Genomic DNA, 16,583 nt, shown 5'->3' on the forward strand with positions numbered 1-16,583 from the left:
CTTGCAAAACGGCCGCCAGCGCGCGCGGCGGTTCCCAACGTCATCAGTGCGCTTGGTCCCAGTTCTTGGCCGCACGCGCGTCGACCTGCAGTGGCACCGCCATGTCGATGGCTGGCATGGCGGCGTTCTCCATCACCTCGACTATCACAGGAATGATCTTGTCCGCATCCGCTTCCGCGGTCTCGAAGATCAGTTCATCATGAACCTGCAACAGCATGCGCGCCTGCATTCCGGCCGCTTCAAGCGCTGGTTCCATGCGCACCATCGCGCGGCGGATGATGTCGGCAGCAGAGCCCTGGATCGGCGCATTGATTGCTGCCCGCTCATTGAAGGCACGGACCTGCGGGTTGGAGGATCGGATTTCCGGGTAATGGGCGCGGCGGCCAAATATGGTCGTCACATAGCCATTCTCCTTGGCCTCTGCCTTGGTGGCGTCCATGTAGTCCTTGATGCCCGGGAACCGCTCGAAATACTTGCGGATGTAGTCTCCGGCCTCGGAACGCTCGATGCTGAGCTGGTTGGCGAGGCCAAAGGCGGAGATCCCGTAAATAATGCCGAAATTGATCGCCTTGGCCCTGCGACGAACCTCTGAAGGCATGCCCTCGATCGGCACGCCAAACATTTCCGAGGCGGTCATCGCGTGGATGTCCACCCCGTCGGCGAAGGCCTGTGTGAGCTGTGGAATGTTGGCGACATGGGCAAGCACCCGCAGTTCGATCTGGCTGTAGTCAGCCGAAATCAACACATTGCCCGGTTCGGCAACGAACGCGGTTCGGATCTTGCGCCCTTCCGCCGTGCGTACCGGAATGTTCTGAATGTTGGGGTCGGATGAGGACAGCCGACCGGTTGTTGTCGCCGCCATCGCAAAGGACGTATGCACCCGCTTGGTCTCGGGGTTGATGAAGCCCGGAAGCGCATCGGTGTAGGTGGATTTAAGCTTGGTCAGCTGCCGCCAGTCGACGATCTTGCGCGGCAGCTCATGTCCGGCGGCCGCCAGGTCCTCAAGCGCCTGGGCGGATGTCGACCACTGCCCGGTCTTGGTTTTCGAGCCACCCGGCAGGCTCATCTTGTCAAACAGGATCTCGCCCAGCTGTTTGGGCGATCCGACATTGAAGTTTTCCCCTGCCAGCTCCTGAATTTCCGCTTCGAGAGCTGCTGCGCCCTGGGCCAGTTCGCCCGACAGCCGCGACAGGATCTGCCGGTCAACTCTAATGCCGCGTTGCTCCATACGCATCAGAACCGGCGCCAGCGGGCGCTCAAGCCGCTCGTAGACGCTTGTCATGCCTTCAGAAACCAGCCGTACTTTCAGGGCATGCCACAGCCTGAGGGTTACCTCGGCGTCCTCGGCCGCATAAGCGGTTGCCTTGTCGATGGCCACTTGCGCAAACGGAATCGCGCTTTTGCCCGAGCCGGTCACGTCTTTGTAGCCGATTGTCTTGTGGCCCAGCCAGCGCTCCGAAAGAGCATCCATGCCATGGCCACCCTGGCCCGCATCGAGCACATAGGACAAAAGCATGGTGTCATCGAAACTCTTTATTTCGATGTTGTGCTGCGCCATCACCAGCATGTCGTATTTAAGGTTCTGTCCGATCTTGAGAACCGCGGGCTCCTCGAGCAGCGCCTTGAGTTCATCAAGTGCGGCTCGCACCGGCATCTGGCCCGGCTGCAGGCCGCCGCCGCCAAGCAGATCGCCAACCCCGTTGGAGTGGGCCAGCGGCGCGTAGCAGGCGCGCACCTTCAGCTCACCGGTATCGGGTGCAGCCTCCGGAACGGCCAATGAAAAACCCACAAGTTCGGCCTGCATCGCATCAAGCGAGGTGGTTTCAGTGTCGAAAGCGACGACACCGGTCTCGCGTGCCATGGCGCACCAGGCCTTGAGTTGCTCAATGTCGCTCAGGGTCTCGTAAGCCGTTGTGTCGATCTTGGCTGAACCCGCTTCTGCCGCGCGCCGCTTGGCGAGGCCCTGAGGCGTATCGTCATTCTGGCCGGTTGCGGTGACTGCCGCATTCGCCGCATCGCCGGGATCAAGATCGGGCCCGCGCATCTCGGCGGCCGCGTCAACGGCCACGTCCGCGGCATCCACCGCACTGGCATCGGTGTCGGTCGCGTCAGCCACCCGCCGTGTCAGCGAGGTGAATTCCATGCCCTTGAGGAAGGCAACCAGCTTCGGTCCGTTAAGCGGGTTGAGCACCAGCTCTCCAAGCTTCTCGGAAACCTCGACGTCATCTCTTAATCGAACCAGTTCACGCGAAATCCGTGCCTTGTCGGCGAACTCGACAATGTTCTCGCGCCGCTTGTTCTGCTTGATCTCACCGGCACGCTCGAGCAGCGTGTCCAGATCGCCGAATTGCTCGATCAGCTGTGCGGCGGTTTTTGGCCCGATCCCCGGGATGCCTGGCACGTTGTCGACCGAATCACCGGTCAGCGCCTGCAGGTCGATCATCTTTTCGGGCGGCACGCCCCATTTCTCGATGACCTCCGGGACACCGATCTGCCGGTCCTTCATGCTGTCATACATCGACACCTGCGGGCCGACGAGCTGCATCAGATCCTTGTCCGACGAGATCACGGTCACATCTGCGCCAGCTTCACGCGCGAGCCGTGCATAGGTGGCGATCAGATCGTCGGCCTCGAAACCCTCCATCTCGATGCAGGGCAGGTCAAAGGCACGGGTTGCCTCGCGAATCACGGCGAATTGCGGCACCAGATCCTCGGGCGGCGCCGAGCGGTTGGCCTTGTATTCCGGATAAAGCTCGTTGCGGAAGGTTTTTGACGAATGGTCGAAAATCACCGCGAAATGGGTTGGTGTCACGCCCACGGACGTGTCGCGTGCCTCTGACACCAGCTTCCAAAGCATGTTGCAAAAGCCAGACACCGCGCCAACCGGCAGGCCGTCAGACTTGCGTGTCAGCGGTGGAAGCGCATGATAAGCACGGAAAATATAGCCCGAACCGTCGACGAGAAAGAGATGATCACCTTTTTTCATGGCGCAAGGATTAGCGCGCAGCTGGCGCAAGGTCCATCATGGTTTTGGGTTGCGATGCCGATTGGTGCAGGCCGCTGCTCACGAAATGGTTACCAAATTGTAATCTTTGGAAACACTTCGTGTCCTTGAAAAGCCATAATCTGAACGCCAACTCCCAATCATCGGCGCACTAACAAGCCGTTGTCTGGATTTTTCGGCTCGTCCCCCGCCGCTTCCAGACGAAGGACAAGGGCCTCCCCGCCCCCTCTTATGGTCCTTGTCCTGCCAATATGCCGCCATGGCCCTTCCCCTCCGGCCATGGCGGCTTTTCTTTTGCCGCAGCAGGGTTCTAAGATCACCGCTTCTGATTCCCCATCCCGGAGCTTGGATCCTTCCATGACAGACCTCAATGCCGTCCTTTCCGCAGCCGATGCCAATCTCGACGCGAGTCTCGAGAGACTGTTCGGGCTGTTGCGCATCCAGTCGATTTCAACCGACCCCGCCTATGCTCCTGAATGCCGCCGCGCCGGGCAATGGCTTGTCGATGAACTCAATGGTCTGGGCTTTGATGCCAGCCTGCGTGACACCCCCGGCCATCCGATGGTCGTCGCCCATCACGATGGCGCCACGCCCGATGCACCGCATTATCTTTTCTATGGCCATTATGATGTGCAGCCGGTCGATCCGCTGGATCTGTGGACCGACCCGCCGTTCGAGCCTGCAATCAAGCAAATCGAACCGGGCCGCAAGGCAATCACCGGCCGGGGTGCGGCCGATGACAAGGGTCAGCTGATGACATTTGTCGAGGCCTGCCGCGCCTGGAAGGCCGTCTCGGGAGCGTTGCCCTGCCGAATCACCATCCTGTTTGAGGGCGAGGAAGAGTCCGGTTCCCCCTCGCTCAGGCCGTTCCTCAAGGCCAATGCGGAGGAGCTGAAAGCGGAATGCGCACTGGTCTGCGACACCGGGATGTGGGACGCGAAAACACCGGCGATCTCGGTCGGGCTTCGCGGACTGGTCGGCGAGCAAGTCACCATCCATGCCGCAGACCGTGACCTGCATTCGGGTCTGTTTGGCGGTGCTGCGGCCAATCCACTGCATATCTTGTCGAAGATCCTCGCCGATCTTCATGGCGAAACCGGCCGGGTGACGCTTGAAGGTTTTTATGATGGCGTAACGGACACCCCTGCACAGATTCTCGCGAGCTGGGAGAGTCTCGGCAAGACGGCCGAAAGCTTTCTGGGAGAGGTTGGTCTGTCGGTTCCCGCAGGCGAGACCGGGCGGTCGGTGCTCGAGCAGACCTGGGCGCGGCCCACTGCGGAAGTCAACGGCATGTGGGGCGGCTACACCGGTGAGGGCTTCAAGACCGTGATCGCCGCCGAGGCCTCGGCAAAGGTTTCCTTCCGGCTTGTCGGGAAGCAGGATCCTGACCAGATCCGTGCCGCATTCCGCGCCCATGTCGAGGCGCGGCTCCCAGCCGATTGCAGCGCCAGCTTTGCCCCGCATGGCGGTTCGCCGGCGATCCAGCTGCCGTTTGATTCTCCGGTTGTCACCAAAGCGCGCAACGCGCTCACCGACGAGTGGCCGAACCCGGCTGTGATGATCGGCATGGGCGGTTCCATTCCGATTGTCGGGGATTTCCAGAACATTCTGGGACTTCAGTCCATGCTGTGTGGCTTCGGCCTGACAGATGACCGGATTCACTCACCCAACGAGAAATATGATCTGACTTCATTTGCAGGCGGAATACGGTCCTGGGTGCGCATTCTGGATGCGCTCTCGCGGAAGTGACCGGAGCGTATGACGCTGCTTTGGTTTGCGGCGCCATCATATGAAATTCCTTAACCACCCCTTAAATCGTCGCATTTAGGGTGTTTTGCAGTCGCCTTGCGGTGCCAGAACGGGACAGGCCTCCGGTTCCGGCATTGCGGCGATGTCAAACACCGGATGTTGCGCGCGGTTGCCACTTGCTGCGCAAACGATCCGGGTCGAGACCCGCCCGAAACGGAACCCGGACCTTTCATGCCGCGCAAGATCACCCCACAAAGCCGCATCGAACCGTCTTTTGAAAAGACCAGATCGAAATCGGCAAAGCGGACCGTCGCTGACGAGCGTGTCGCCGGCAAATCTGCACCGGCCAAACGCCGCAAGAAACCGGCTTCCAAAGCGCGCAAGCCCAAGGCTCGTAATGGTCGAAGCCGCCTGGGCCGCGCGTTTCGTAGCTTGATCTATTGGAGTTTCGTGCTGGCCATCTGGGGCGGCATCGCCATTGCCGGTGTGGTGGCCTATTACGGTGCCCGCATGCCAAGTGCGGCCACCTGGTCGATCCCTGATCGCCCACCCAACGTCAAGATCGTTTCGGTTCGTGGCGAGGTCATGGCAAATCGCGGCGCAACCGGTGGTGAGGCGGTGCTTCTGGGCGACATGTCGCCCTACATTCCGCAAGCGGTGATTGCCATCGAGGACCGCCGCTTCTACTCGCATTTCGGCGTTGATCCGATCGGACTGGCCCGCGCCATGGTGGCCAATGTGAGCGCTGGTCGAATGGTCCAGGGCGGTTCGACGCTGACTCAGCAATTGGCCAAGAACCTGTTCCTGTCGCCCGAGCGCACAATTGAGCGAAAAGTTCAGGAAGTGCTTTTGTCGCTTTGGCTCGAGCATAAGTTCGCCAAGGATCAGATCCTTGAAATGTATCTCAACCGGGTCTTCTTCGGTTCCGGCGCCTATGGTGTCGAAGCAGCGTCGCGTCGCTATTTCCGCAAACCGGCCCGTGATGTGACGCTGGCCGAGGCAGCGCTGCTTGCCGGTCTTCTCAAGGCGCCGTCCCGGCTGTCGCCGGCGCGGAATCCGAAAGGTGCGGAAGAGCGCGCGCAGGTGGTTCTTGCAGCCATGCGCGAACATGGCGTCGTCTCCGACCGTGAAATTGCCACCGCACTGACCAGTCCGCAAATCCGGGCCAAAAGCTATTGGACCGGATCAGAAAATTATGTGGCTGATATGGTCATGAAACGGCTGCCCGATCTGGTGGGACCCGTGACTGAGGATCTGGTGGTCGACACCACCATTGATTTCCACCTACAGCGCGAGGCCGAAAAAGCCTTGCGTGCGAGCCTTGAGGCCAATGGTGCGAAGCTTGCAGTCAGCCAGGGTGCGCTGGTTTCGGTTGATGGAACCGGTGCGGTGCGGGCGCTGATTGGAGGCCGTGAATATGCGACCAGCCAGTTTGACCGTGCCACCGAGGCCAAACGGCAGCCGGGTTCGGCCTTCAAGCCTTTCGTCTACGCCGCGGCGCTCGAACAAGGCCGGACGCCCCTCTCGGTGCGCAATGATGCGCCGGTCAGGATCGGCAAATGGACGCCGGAAAACTACGATGGCAAGTACCGCGGCGCGGTCACGCTGTCGGATGCGCTGACCTTTTCGCTCAACACTGTGGCGGCGCAACTGGCGATGGAGGTCGGACCCAAAACGGTGGTGCAGACAGCCCGGCGGCTGGGCATCGAAGCCGATATGAAAGCCAACGCCTCGATCGCGCTGGGAACCTCCGAAGTTACCCTGATGGAGCTCACGGCGGCCTATGCCCCATTCATGAATGGCGGCTACAAGGCCACACCGCACGTGATCCGCCGCGTCTCCACCCAGGATGGAAAGGTGCTTTACGAGAACACCTATGACAATCCGCCTCGGGTGATTGATCCACTGGTTGCCGCAATGATGAACCAGATGCTGGTTCGTGTCGTCAGTGAAGGCACAGGCAAGAAGGCCGGACTGGATGGCTGGATGGCAGCAGGCAAGACCGGCACCAGCCAGTCATTCCGCGATGCCCTGTTCGTCGGATACACGGCAAACCTGGCAACAGGGGTGTGGTTCGGAAACGATAATGGTGCGCCGATGAAAAAGGTTACCGGTGGCGCGCTTCCGGCCCAAACCTGGAAAACCTTCATGCAGGCCGCTCACAAGGGTTTGCCGGCAGTGCGCTTGCCGCTTGCCGGTCCGGTTCCACCGGTATCGATTGGAGGCTCATCGATAGCTGAGGATGATCCGGTGGCAGGCCTGATGCGCGATCTGATTCCCATCCCCTTGTCGCGTGATTCGACTGGAGCGACCGGAGACAGCCCGCTGGTCCCGCCGGCTGATGTGGGGGTCTCGCCGCAACCCGGTGGCAATGCTCCCCGCACAACCCTTCTCGATATCCTTATGGGGAACTAGGGCCGGGACAGCGGGCGCATTGTCCTCCAATCCCGGAGAAGCGGTCTACCGCGCTTCAAAAAAGTGCGGTTTGATCCAAAAAACAGGCCGTCATCAATAATCAGACCTGTTGCGGGCGCTTGCAGTCTGGAAGTGACATTCTTATATACCCCCCAACGCTTCCGGCATCAGTGTTATGGAAACAGACTGTGCCCAGGCAGCGCAAACGGACAAGACATGGAAAATCATGCCGTCCGCTTCTTAGTATTGTCCCGTTAGGGGCTGTCGAATGGAACGCCTGACCGGGTCCCGGCAGCTCGCTTCAAGGAGAAAGTAACATGGCGAAAGTAATCGGAATCGACCTCGGAACCACCAATTCGTGCGTCGCAGTGATGGATGGCAAGGATGCCCGCGTGATCGAAAACGCGGAAGGCTCCCGTACCACGCCCTCGATGGTGGCATTTAGTGAAGATGGTGAGCGTCTGGTCGGCCAGCCGGCCAAACGACAGGCGGTCACCAACCCGGAAAACACCCTTTTTGCAGTCAAGCGCCTTATCGGCCGCCGCTACGAAGACAAGGCCGTGACCAAGGACAAGGAACTTGTCCCCTTCAAGATCAGCCGTGGCGACAATGGCGATGCCTGGGTCGAAGCAAATGGCGAGAGCTATTCGCCTGCACAGATCTCGGCCATGATCCTTCAGAAGATGAAGGAAACCGCCGAATCCTATCTTGGTGAGAGCGTCGACAAGGCCGTTATCACCGTTCCTGCCTACTTCAACGACGCCCAGCGGCAGGCCACCAAGGACGCCGGCAAGATTGCCGGACTTGAAGTGCTCCGCATCATCAACGAGCCGACAGCTGCTGCACTGGCCTATGGTCTGGACAAGACCGAAGGCAAGACGATTGCAGTCTACGACCTTGGCGGCGGCACCTTCGACGTCTCCATTCTCGAAATCGGCGATGGCGTCTTTGAAGTGAAGTCGACCAATGGCGACACCTTCCTGGGCGGTGAAGACTTCGACATGCGCCTGGTCGGCTATCTGGCCGACGAATTCAAGAAGGATCAGGGCATTGATCTGAAGAAGGACAAGCTCGCGCTGCAGCGCCTCAAGGAAGCTGCCGAAAAAGCCAAGATCGAGCTGTCTTCGGCATCGCAGACCGAAATCAACCTGCCCTTCATCACCGCTGATGCGTCCGGTCCGAAGCACCTGACATTGAAGCTGACCCGGTCGAAGTTCGAAAGCCTTGTCGACGATTTTGTCCAGCGCACCATCGCGCCGTGCAAGGCCGCGCTCAAGGACGCCGGTCTGCAGGCTGCAGAAATCGACGAAGTGGTGCTGGTTGGCGGCATGACCCGCATGCCCAAGATCCAGGAAGTGGTGAAGCAGTTCTTCGGCAAGGATCCGCATAAGGGCGTGAACCCGGATGAAGTTGTTGCCATGGGTGCTGCCATCCAGGCCGGCGTTCTCCAGGGTGACGTCAAGGACGTGCTGCTTCTCGATGTGACCCCGCTGTCGCTCGGAATCGAAACGCTTGGCGGTGTCTTCACCCGCCTGATCGACCGCAACACCACGATCCCGACCAAGAAGTCCCAGGTTTTCTCCACCGCTGAAGACAACCAGAATGCGGTGACGATCCGGGTCTTCCAGGGCGAGCGTGAAATGGCTGCCGACAACAAGATGCTGGGTCAGTTCGATCTGGTCGGTATCCCGCCCGCACCGCGTGGCGTGCCGCAGATCGAGGTCACCTTCGACATCGATGCCAATGGCATCGTCAACGTGTCGGCCAAGGACAAGGGCACCGGCAAGGAGCACCAGATCCGCATTCAGGCCTCTGGCGGCCTGTCCGACAGCGACATCGAGGCGATGATCAAGGAAGCTGAAACCAACGCCGAGGCCGATAAGAAGCGTCGCGCTGTGGTGGAAGCCAAGAACCAGGGCGAAAGTCTGGTCCATTCCTCGGAGCAGTCGCTCAAGGACTATGGCGACAAGGTCTCCGAAGAAGATCGCACTGCGATTGCCAATGCCATTGCCGCATTGAAGGCTGCAGTGGAAGCTGAAGAGCCGGACGCAGAGGACATTCAGGCCAAGAGCCAGACACTGATGGAAGTGTCGATGAAGCTTGGCCAGGCGATGTACGAGCAAAACCAGGCCGAAGCTGAAGCCGAGGACGGTGCCGAGGGTGGCTCCGACGACAAGGTCGTCGACGCAGACTTCGAAGAGGTCAAGGACGACGACGATCAGAAGAAGTCGGCCTAAGTATCAATAAGCGCAGAAAACAGTCAGAGGGTGCCCGGAAGGGCACCCTTTTCGCGTTAATACTAACAGACGAAAGTTCGCAGCGGTTGCTTGTTTTGTGATCCTTTTCTGATCTACAGACCCGGTTTGCTCATAGAATGATTGGTGAGGCGGGCGGGATGAAACAGAACTATCGGTTGTTTGGCGCATGGCGCTTGCTGGCTGCGTTGCTCGTGATGGCTTATCATTTCGCCCATCATGCCCCCAACCCTGATCCGATTACGGACTGGTTCGAGCATATGCTTCCTTTGCTCGACATGTTCTTCATAATGTCAGGGTTCCTGATCTTCGAGCATTACGGAGCCATGAGGAACGACCGGGACCACTACGTCCGCTTTCTGATCAAGCGTCTGGCGCGGCTGTATCCGCTGCATTTAGCGACATTGTCCGTCTTTGTCCTGTTTGCCATTGCCATCCATGCGGGACTGCTGTCGTCACAGGGTGCGGACAGCCGCTACAATCTGATGGCGCTGCCCTCGAATCTGCTTTTGCTACAGGCGTGGGGCGTCAATTCGGAGCTGACCTTCAATTATGTGTCCTGGTCTTTGTCCGGGGAATGGTTTGCCTATCTTCTGTTCCCACTGGTGCTGTTCGCTTTCTCGTCGGGACGGGTTTGGGGGCTTGCCTTGCTGTTGGCATTCTTCGTCGCGATCCTCGAATTCCTCGATCGGGGGGCGACGGAAAAATACGACTTCTGGTTCAACACCAAGCTTTGGGCTGCCTATCGTATTGCCGCAGACTTTGTGTTTGGAGCAATGCTGTGCGCCATTGCACGGCAATTGGACGTGCCGCGCCATAGCCAGCTCTTGGCATGGAGTATTTTGGGCCTGGTTTTCGTCGCCATGTTCTCAGATGCGAACATCTATCTTATCCTCGGGCTCTTTGGCGTTGCCATCGTTCTGGCCGCTCTTGCGGATAAAACAGGTGGCGATGAAACCGCCTGGTTGAATCCTGCCGCGTCCGTGATGGCTGTGTCCTTCGGGATCTACCTTTGGCATCCTGTGATTGAACTCTTCGCCTATTCGCTGATCTGGAACCGCATTCTTGGTATCGACGACCCGCTCCTTTTCTGGCTGTTCATGCCGATTCCTGCACTGGCAACAATCATGGTTGCATTGTACTCAGCCCGTTACCTTGAGCGGCCGGCTGGCAAATGGATTGAGAGATCCCTGACGAAAGCTTGGTCAGAGCGTGTCCTGGAGCGGAAAACAGCCTGAAACACGGCAATATCTTCCATCCTTTCATTGCCGGGGCTGGAAATTTTTCCAGTCAATGACTACATCTCGCTCAAAGCAAAAGTCCTGCCCGCTTGTTCGCGGCTTCAAACAACAAGAGTCTTCTGCGTCCCGGTTGCCTCACGGTTCATCTGCTGGACGCCCCGGAAAAGAGATAACGGATACAATGGCCAAGCCAGACTTCTATGAAACGCTTGGTGTGGCGCGCGGCGCCGACGAGAAAGAGCTCAAGAGCGCTTTCCGCAAGCTTGCCATGAAATACCATCCGGACAAGAATCCGGACGACGCTGATGCCGAACGCAAGTTCAAGGAGATCAACGAGGCTTACGAGTTCTTGAAGGACCCCCAGAAGCGCGCGGCCTATGACCGTTTTGGCCATGCTGCCTTCGAGCAGGGTGGCCCCGGCGGCATGGGCGGAGGTGGGTTCGGTGCCGGCGGTGGCGGCGGATTCTCCGATATCTTCGAGGACATCTTCGGCGAGATGATGGGGGGTGGCCGCGGCCGTCGTTCATCCGGCGGGCGCGAGCGTGGAGCAGATCTGCGCTACAACATGGAGATCTCTCTGGAAGAGGCCTATGCCGGCAAGACAGCGCAGATCCGTGTTCCGACCTCAATCACTTGCGATACGTGCACCGGATCGGGCGCGAAGCCCGGCACCCAGCCTTCGACCTGTTCCACCTGCGGTGGATCGGGACGTGTTCGTGCTGCGCAAGGCTTCTTCTCCATCGAGCGTACCTGTCCAACGTGCCACGGACGTGGCCAGACCATCACCGACCCGTGCACCAAATGCTCCGGTCAGGGGCGGGTGACCGAAGAGCGCTCGTTGTCGGTCAACATTCCAGCCGGAATCGAGGACGGAACCCGGATCCGGCTCGCAGGCGAAGGTGAAGCCGGCATGCGCGGCGGGCCGACCGGAGACCTGTATATTTTCCTCTCGGTGCGGCCGCATGCAGTTTTCCAGCGCGAAGGCGCTGATCTGTTTTGCACAGTCCCGATCTCGATGACGACGGCGGCACTCGGCGGCAAGTTCGACATCACCACAATGGACGGGGCCCGCTCGCGTGTCACCGTTCCTGAGGGCACCCAGCCTGGCAAGGAGCTCAGGTTGCGTGGCAAAGGGATGCCGGTGTTGCGATCGGCGCAGTTCGGAGATCTCTACATCCGGATCACAATCGAGACACCGCAGAAACTGTCCAAGCGCCAGCGTGAGCTGCTGGAAGAGTTCCAGGAACTGTCCTCCAAGGAGAACAGCCCCGAATCGGCCGGCTTCTTTTCGCGGATGAAAGGGTTCTTTGACACGCTGACGGATTGACACAGCTGCCCCAGAGCACATCTTATGCACTGGGTGGGTTGGGGTGCCGGAAACAGGTTTTCCGGTGCTGTATTGGGGCCACCTTGGAGGGCACCTCGCGTGACCATGAACTTTCCCCGGCGTTTTGCAGAACACTTTGATGAGGAAATCCGGTTTTTCAGAACCTGGATGAACGGGCCCAGAAACACTGGCGCCATCCTTCCCACATCCACCATTGCCGCCCGCTCCATGGCATCTCTTGTAGAGCCGGCTTCCGGCTTGCCTGTCCTCGAGCTTGGTCCCGGTACAGGTGTGATTACGCGGGCCATTCTTGATCGCGGTGTAGAGCCTTCCAACCTTATGTCGGTTGAATTTTGTGCGGAGTTTCATGCGCGTCTGATGCTGGACCTGCCTCGGGTCAACTTTATCCACGGCAATGCATTTGACCTGGACACGACACTTGGTGAAAATCGCAAGCTCGAATTTGATTGCGTCATTTCCGGCATTCCGCTGCTCAATTTTCCGGTCTCTGACCGGCTGATGCTGCTTGAGGATCTGCTTGATCGCCTGCCCGCCGGCCGGCCGGTGGTGCAGTTCTCCTACGGGCTGGCCTCACCGGTGCCTGCGCAAAGCGGTAGCTTTGAGGTCATCCATCATGACTTCGTCATGCGCAACGTCCCCCCGGCGCGGATCTGGCTCTATCGCAGAGGAGCGTAGCGTCGCCCTTCCAAACCCGGGGTATGGACGATGATGTCAGGCACGTTGGATCAGCATGGCCCGCCCATCTGTTTACGGCTTAACCTTGACGCCTATATAGGCAAACAAGCCCTTTTTCCCGACTGCCAGGCCGTCCCCAAATCGGAGATCCCATGACCTCAAGAATCCTTGTTCTTCCCGGTTCCAACCGGTCCGGCTCTTTCAATGCTGCCTTGGCCGCAGCCGCTTCCGTCGAGCTGGCGCGGCAAGGTGCCGACGTTACCCGGATTTCGCTGATCGACTATCCGCTGCCTTTGGTTGACGAGGATCTCAAGAACGAATCCGGGGTTCCTGAAAACGCCATGAAACTCGGCCGGTTGATCGCTGCTCATGATGGCGTTTTCCTGTGTTGTCCTGAGTACAATTCATCGATACCGCCGCTGTTGAAAAATATGATCGACTGGGTCAGCATGATTTCCAAGGATGGGGACAAGCCGCTCAAGCCCTGGGCCGGCCGCTACGTGGCTCTCGGATCCGCTTCGAACGGCAAGTTTGCGGGCATTCGTGGACTCTATCACGTGCGCTCGGTGATGATGAATGTCGGCGCACAGGTGATTACTCAGCAATGTTCTGTGGGCGGAGCCGCCAGTGCGTTTGATGAATCGGGCAGTCTGATTGATGAACGCACCAACACCATGCTTGTTGGTGCCTGCCGTTCACTGATCACCCATTGCGCCTTGGCATCGACAGCATAGCGGCAATCATCTGATACGTGGGGCAGTCCTGGGCTTGCGATCCAGCCATCATCATGCGAGGACCGGATCAACGGAAGGGATGAGTCATGCCAGATGCCATGCTTGATTTGAATGCTTCTGCCCCGCAGACGGCCGATCCGCGCCTGATCGTGGGGCTCGATGTCCCCACAGTCGCCGAGGCCGTAGCCAAGGTGGAGCAGATCGGCGATGAAGCCGTTTTCTTCAAGATCGGCTATCAACTCGCATTTGCAGGCGGCCTGTCTCTGGCGCGCGATCTCAAGGCCTCGGGCCGCAAGGTCTTTCTCGACATGAAGTTGCTCGATATCGACAATACGGTGGCCAAGGGCGTCGAGAACATCGTCAAGATGGGCGTCGACATGCTTACACTTCATGCCTATCCGAAGGCGATGAGGGCTGCGGTGGAAGCTGCCAAAGGCAGCGATCTTTGTCTGCTTGGCGTAACGGTTCTAACGTCAATGGATGCTGCCGACCTCAAAGAAGCGGGTTACGCGCTGTCTCCCGAGGAGCTGGTGCTGCGCCGCGTAGCGCAGGCCCGTACTGCGGGTATGGGTGGAATTGTCTGCGCGGCGACCGAAGCCAGAGCCGTGCGCGAGGTGGTCGGACCGGACATGGCAATTGTCACGCCGGGCATCCGGCCCGCCGGTGCTGATCATGGCGATCAGAAACGGGTGATGACCCCGGCGGATGCGCTCATGGCGGGCGCCACCCATCTGGTGGTGGCGAGGCCCATCGTTGCCGCTGAAGACCCGGCCGCTGCCGCGCGCGCCATTCGCATGGAAATGTCTCAATATCAGGAGAAGGTTTGATTATGGCAAAAGCATACTGGATCGCACGTGTCGACGTTCATGATGCGGAGGGCTACAAGGCATATGTTGAAACCGCGAAACCGGCTTTTGTGGAATTTGGAGCCCAGTTTCTGGTCCGCGGTGGTGCCTGTGACGCTGTCGAGGGCCAAGGCCGCGCCCGCAACGTGGTGATCGAGTTCCCGAGCGTTGAAGCTGCCAAATCCTGCTACCACTCAGAAACCTACCAGAAGGCCCGGGCAATTCGGCAGAAGGTTTCGGAAGGCGAAATCATCATAGTTGAAGGCTATGAGGGTTAAGTCTGACGCCTGAAGTCGTCATGGGCGGTTTGGAAGAGCTTTTGGGCCTTCACCTCGCGGTGGTTTTTGACTAAGAGCTTGGTAAGTTCCGCGCGCGGAGCAATAAGCCAAGCTTTGCCGGGCAGCACCAGGATTCTTTCAGGGAGTGCATCAATGTCAACGCTGAACCAACCCAAGCTCGTCACTGTTTTTGGCGGGTCAGGTTTCGTGGGCCGCCATGTTGTACGGGCGCTCGCCCGGCGCGGCTACAGCATCCGCGTCGCGGTCCGTCGCCCTGATCTGGCCGGTCATTTGCAGCCGCTGGGAGGTGTCGGCCAGATTGTTGCCGTTCAGGCCAATCTGCGCAACCGGGATTCCGTCGACCGCGCGGTCAGGGGCGCTGATCATGTGATCAACTGCGTTGGTATTCTGTTTGAGTCCGGCCGCAACAAGTTTGATTCGGTGCAGGCTTTCGGTGCCCGCGCAGTGGCGGAAGCCGCCCGGGCCCAAGGTGCCGGCCTCACCCATATCTCCGCCATCGGCGCAGACCCGGATTCTGACTCTGATTATGCGCGGACAAAGGGTTATGCCGAATTGGCCGTGGCCGAAGTCATGCCGGACGCCCGGATCATGCGCCCCTCGATCATTTTCGGGCCTGAGGACGGCTTCTTCAACAAATTCGCCGGAATGGCCCGTCTCGCGCCGGCATTGCCGCTGGTTGGTGGCGGCGAAACGAAATTCCAGCCGGTCTATGTTGGCGATGTCGCCGAAGCTGTGGCGCGCAGCGTTGATGGCACCCTCGTGCCTGGTGCAATTTACGAACTTGGTGGCCCGCGGGTGATGACCTTCAGGCAGTGCCTTGAGGAAATGCTTGAAACCATCCACCGCAAGCGCCCGCTGGTCACGCTGCCTTGGGGCGTCGCTTCACTCATGGGCAAAATCACATCGCTGATCCCCTTCATCGATCCGCCATTGACCGCCGACCAGGTCAAGCTGCTCAAATCCGACAATGTCGTCTCTGATGAAGCCGCGCGTGAGAACCGCACCCTCGCTGGCATCGGTATCCGCCAGACCACGGTTGAAGCGATCCTGCCCACCTATCTTGGCCGTTTTCGGCCGCATGGCCAGTACAGCGGGACAGGGAGTGAAGCCTGAGTCCTGACCTGGCGCCCTTTCTTGCGGCCCTGGCGCCGCAGGGAATGGAAAGCTGGTCAGCCCTTGCGCTGATATTCGCAAGTTTCTTCACATCTGCGCTGACCGCCTCGGCCGGAATCGGCGGCGGCTTGGCCCTGCTTGCCTTGATGGGCTACCTGGTCCCGGTCGCTGCGATCATCCCGATCCACGGTGTGGTGCAACTGGGGTCCAATGTCGGTCGCTCCGTTGTTCTGCGCCATCATATCGCCTGGGGCTGTCTTGCCGCTTTTCTGGCTGGCGCCATACCCGGTGGCTGGATCGGCGGACAGGCTGTCGGCGCTCTTCCTGACACTGTGCTCAAGGCCGCATTGGGCGGGTTCATTCTTGTGCTCACCTGGGTAAGCTTGCCCAGACTGGCCGCCATCAGCCTGCCGGGTTTCACGCTGACTGGCATGATCACCACATTTCTGACCATGCTGTTTGGTGCCACCGGTCCGTTGAACGCCGTTGTGCTGTCCAAGACTTTCCCTGAACGTCTGGGGTTTCAGGCCACCACCGCAGCGGTGATGAGCTTGCAGCACCTGGTCAAGACCCTTGCTTTCGGCTTAGCTGGTTTCGCCTTTGCGCCATGGGCGCCGCTGATCGCTCTTATGGTTCTGACCGGTTTGGCCGGAACCTGGGTTGGCACGAATGTTCTGCGCCGAACGCCCGAAAAACGGTTTAGGTTGATCTTCAGGATATGCCTTACGCTTCTGGCGCTCGATCTTTTCCGCCAGGGTGTTGCCGGAATGGCGCATGGTTAACTATCAGTAAAGAATCATGGGTTTTTATGTGCCGATCAGCGGCCTGGCACTTGATTGCGCCGGGCAGTCCGGCTAGATCGCTCCAGCTTCGTCACGTGCGGGAGATCTCTGATCTGGAGAGGT

12 protein-coding genes are annotated in these 16,583 nt (G+C 59.3%); 11 read left to right on the plus strand and 1 reads right to left on the minus strand.

Annotated features, from left to right (window positions below):
* Window positions 1-43: 43 nt before the first annotated feature.
* On the minus strand, window positions 44-2,986 hold the full coding sequence (gene polA / locus HPDFL43_RS00350) for a DNA polymerase I (RefSeq protein ID WP_007199556.1): 2,943 nt from the start codon (window positions 2,984-2,986) through the stop codon (window positions 44-46).
* Window positions 2,987-3,361: 375 nt separating this feature from the next.
* Between polA and HPDFL43_RS00355 the strand changes: the two genes are divergently transcribed.
* The 11 genes from HPDFL43_RS00355 (at window position 3,362) to HPDFL43_RS00405 (ending at window position 16,460) form a co-directional block, all read left to right on the plus strand.
* The gene (locus tag HPDFL43_RS00355; protein WP_007199557.1) at window positions 3,362-4,753 is read left to right on the plus strand and encodes a M20/M25/M40 family metallo-hydrolase; all 1,392 of its coding nucleotides are present in this window, start codon (window positions 3,362-3,364) and stop codon (window positions 4,751-4,753) included.
* Window positions 4,754-4,984: 231 nt separating this feature from the next.
* Window positions 4,985-7,168 (plus strand): transglycosylase domain-containing protein, encoded by a 2,184-nt coding sequence (locus HPDFL43_RS00360; RefSeq protein WP_040449443.1) that lies wholly within the window; start codon window positions 4,985-4,987, stop codon window positions 7,166-7,168.
* 317 nt (window positions 7,169-7,485) lie between these two features.
* A complete protein-coding gene (dnaK, locus tag HPDFL43_RS00365; RefSeq protein WP_007199559.1) occupies window positions 7,486-9,405 on the plus strand; it encodes a molecular chaperone DnaK in 1,920 nt (639 codons plus the stop codon).
* Window positions 9,406-9,563: 158 nt separating this feature from the next.
* Window positions 9,564-10,661 (plus strand): acyltransferase family protein, encoded by a 1,098-nt coding sequence (locus HPDFL43_RS00370; RefSeq protein WP_040449444.1) that lies wholly within the window; start codon window positions 9,564-9,566, stop codon window positions 10,659-10,661.
* Window positions 10,662-10,845: 184 nt separating this feature from the next.
* Window positions 10,846-11,991: a molecular chaperone DnaJ gene (gene dnaJ, locus HPDFL43_RS00375; protein WP_007199561.1), complete on the plus strand. Its 1,146-nt coding sequence runs from the start codon at window positions 10,846-10,848 to the stop codon at window positions 11,989-11,991.
* Between the two features lie 105 nt (window positions 11,992-12,096).
* A complete protein-coding gene (gene pmtA / locus HPDFL43_RS00380; RefSeq protein ID WP_007199562.1) occupies window positions 12,097-12,687 on the plus strand; it encodes a phospholipid N-methyltransferase PmtA in 591 nt (196 codons plus the stop codon).
* 152 nt (window positions 12,688-12,839) lie between these two features.
* Complete coding sequence (locus HPDFL43_RS00385) at window positions 12,840-13,421, plus strand: NADPH-dependent FMN reductase (RefSeq protein WP_007199563.1); 582 nt, start codon at window positions 12,840-12,842, stop codon at window positions 13,419-13,421.
* A 98-nt stretch (window positions 13,422-13,519) separates the two neighbouring features.
* Window positions 13,520-14,248, plus strand: a complete 729-nt coding sequence (gene pyrF, locus HPDFL43_RS00390; protein WP_052093244.1) for an orotidine-5'-phosphate decarboxylase — start codon at window positions 13,520-13,522, stop codon at window positions 14,246-14,248.
* 2 nt (window positions 14,249-14,250) lie between these two features.
* On the plus strand, window positions 14,251-14,544 hold the full coding sequence (locus HPDFL43_RS00395; protein ID WP_007199565.1) for a DUF1330 domain-containing protein: 294 nt from the start codon (window positions 14,251-14,253) through the stop codon (window positions 14,542-14,544).
* 153 nt (window positions 14,545-14,697) lie between these two features.
* Window positions 14,698-15,678 carry a complex I NDUFA9 subunit family protein gene (locus HPDFL43_RS00400; protein ID WP_007199566.1) on the plus strand — a complete coding sequence of 327 codons (981 nt, stop codon included), beginning with the start codon at window positions 14,698-14,700 and terminating at the stop codon, window positions 15,676-15,678.
* Window positions 15,679-15,722: 44 nt separating this feature from the next.
* Window positions 15,723-16,460, plus strand: a complete 738-nt coding sequence (locus HPDFL43_RS00405; RefSeq protein ID WP_007199567.1) for a sulfite exporter TauE/SafE family protein — start codon at window positions 15,723-15,725, stop codon at window positions 16,458-16,460.
* Window positions 16,461-16,583: the final 123 nt, after the last annotated feature.

The organism is Hoeflea phototrophica DFL-43 (genome assembly GCF_000154705.2).
Lineage (GTDB): Bacteria > Pseudomonadota > Alphaproteobacteria > Rhizobiales > Rhizobiaceae > Hoeflea > Hoeflea phototrophica.

What these genes read in the sequence shown, in the direction of transcription:
- polA (WP_007199556.1), bottom strand. Translation starts at nt 2,986, where the DNA reads ATGAAAAAAGGTGATCATCTCTTTCTCGTCGACGGTTCGGGCTATATT.
- HPDFL43_RS00355 (WP_007199557.1), top strand. Translation starts at nt 3,362, where the DNA reads ATGACAGACCTCAATGCCGTCCTTTCCGCAGCCGATGCCAATCTCGAC.
- HPDFL43_RS00360 (WP_040449443.1), top strand. Translation starts at nt 4,985, where the DNA reads ATGCCGCGCAAGATCACCCCACAAAGCCGCATCGAACCGTCTTTTGAA.
- dnaK (WP_007199559.1), top strand. Translation starts at nt 7,486, where the DNA reads ATGGCGAAAGTAATCGGAATCGACCTCGGAACCACCAATTCGTGCGTC.
- HPDFL43_RS00370 (WP_040449444.1), top strand. Translation starts at nt 9,564, where the DNA reads ATGAAACAGAACTATCGGTTGTTTGGCGCATGGCGCTTGCTGGCTGCG.
- dnaJ (WP_007199561.1), top strand. Translation starts at nt 10,846, where the DNA reads ATGGCCAAGCCAGACTTCTATGAAACGCTTGGTGTGGCGCGCGGCGCC.
- pmtA (WP_007199562.1), top strand. Translation starts at nt 12,097, where the DNA reads ATGAACTTTCCCCGGCGTTTTGCAGAACACTTTGATGAGGAAATCCGG.
- HPDFL43_RS00385 (WP_007199563.1), top strand. Translation starts at nt 12,840, where the DNA reads ATGACCTCAAGAATCCTTGTTCTTCCCGGTTCCAACCGGTCCGGCTCT.
- pyrF (WP_052093244.1), top strand. Translation starts at nt 13,520, where the DNA reads ATGCTTGATTTGAATGCTTCTGCCCCGCAGACGGCCGATCCGCGCCTG.
- HPDFL43_RS00395 (WP_007199565.1), top strand. Translation starts at nt 14,251, where the DNA reads ATGGCAAAAGCATACTGGATCGCACGTGTCGACGTTCATGATGCGGAG.
- HPDFL43_RS00400 (WP_007199566.1), top strand. Translation starts at nt 14,698, where the DNA reads ATGTCAACGCTGAACCAACCCAAGCTCGTCACTGTTTTTGGCGGGTCA.
- HPDFL43_RS00405 (WP_007199567.1), top strand. Translation starts at nt 15,723, where the DNA reads ATGGAAAGCTGGTCAGCCCTTGCGCTGATATTCGCAAGTTTCTTCACA.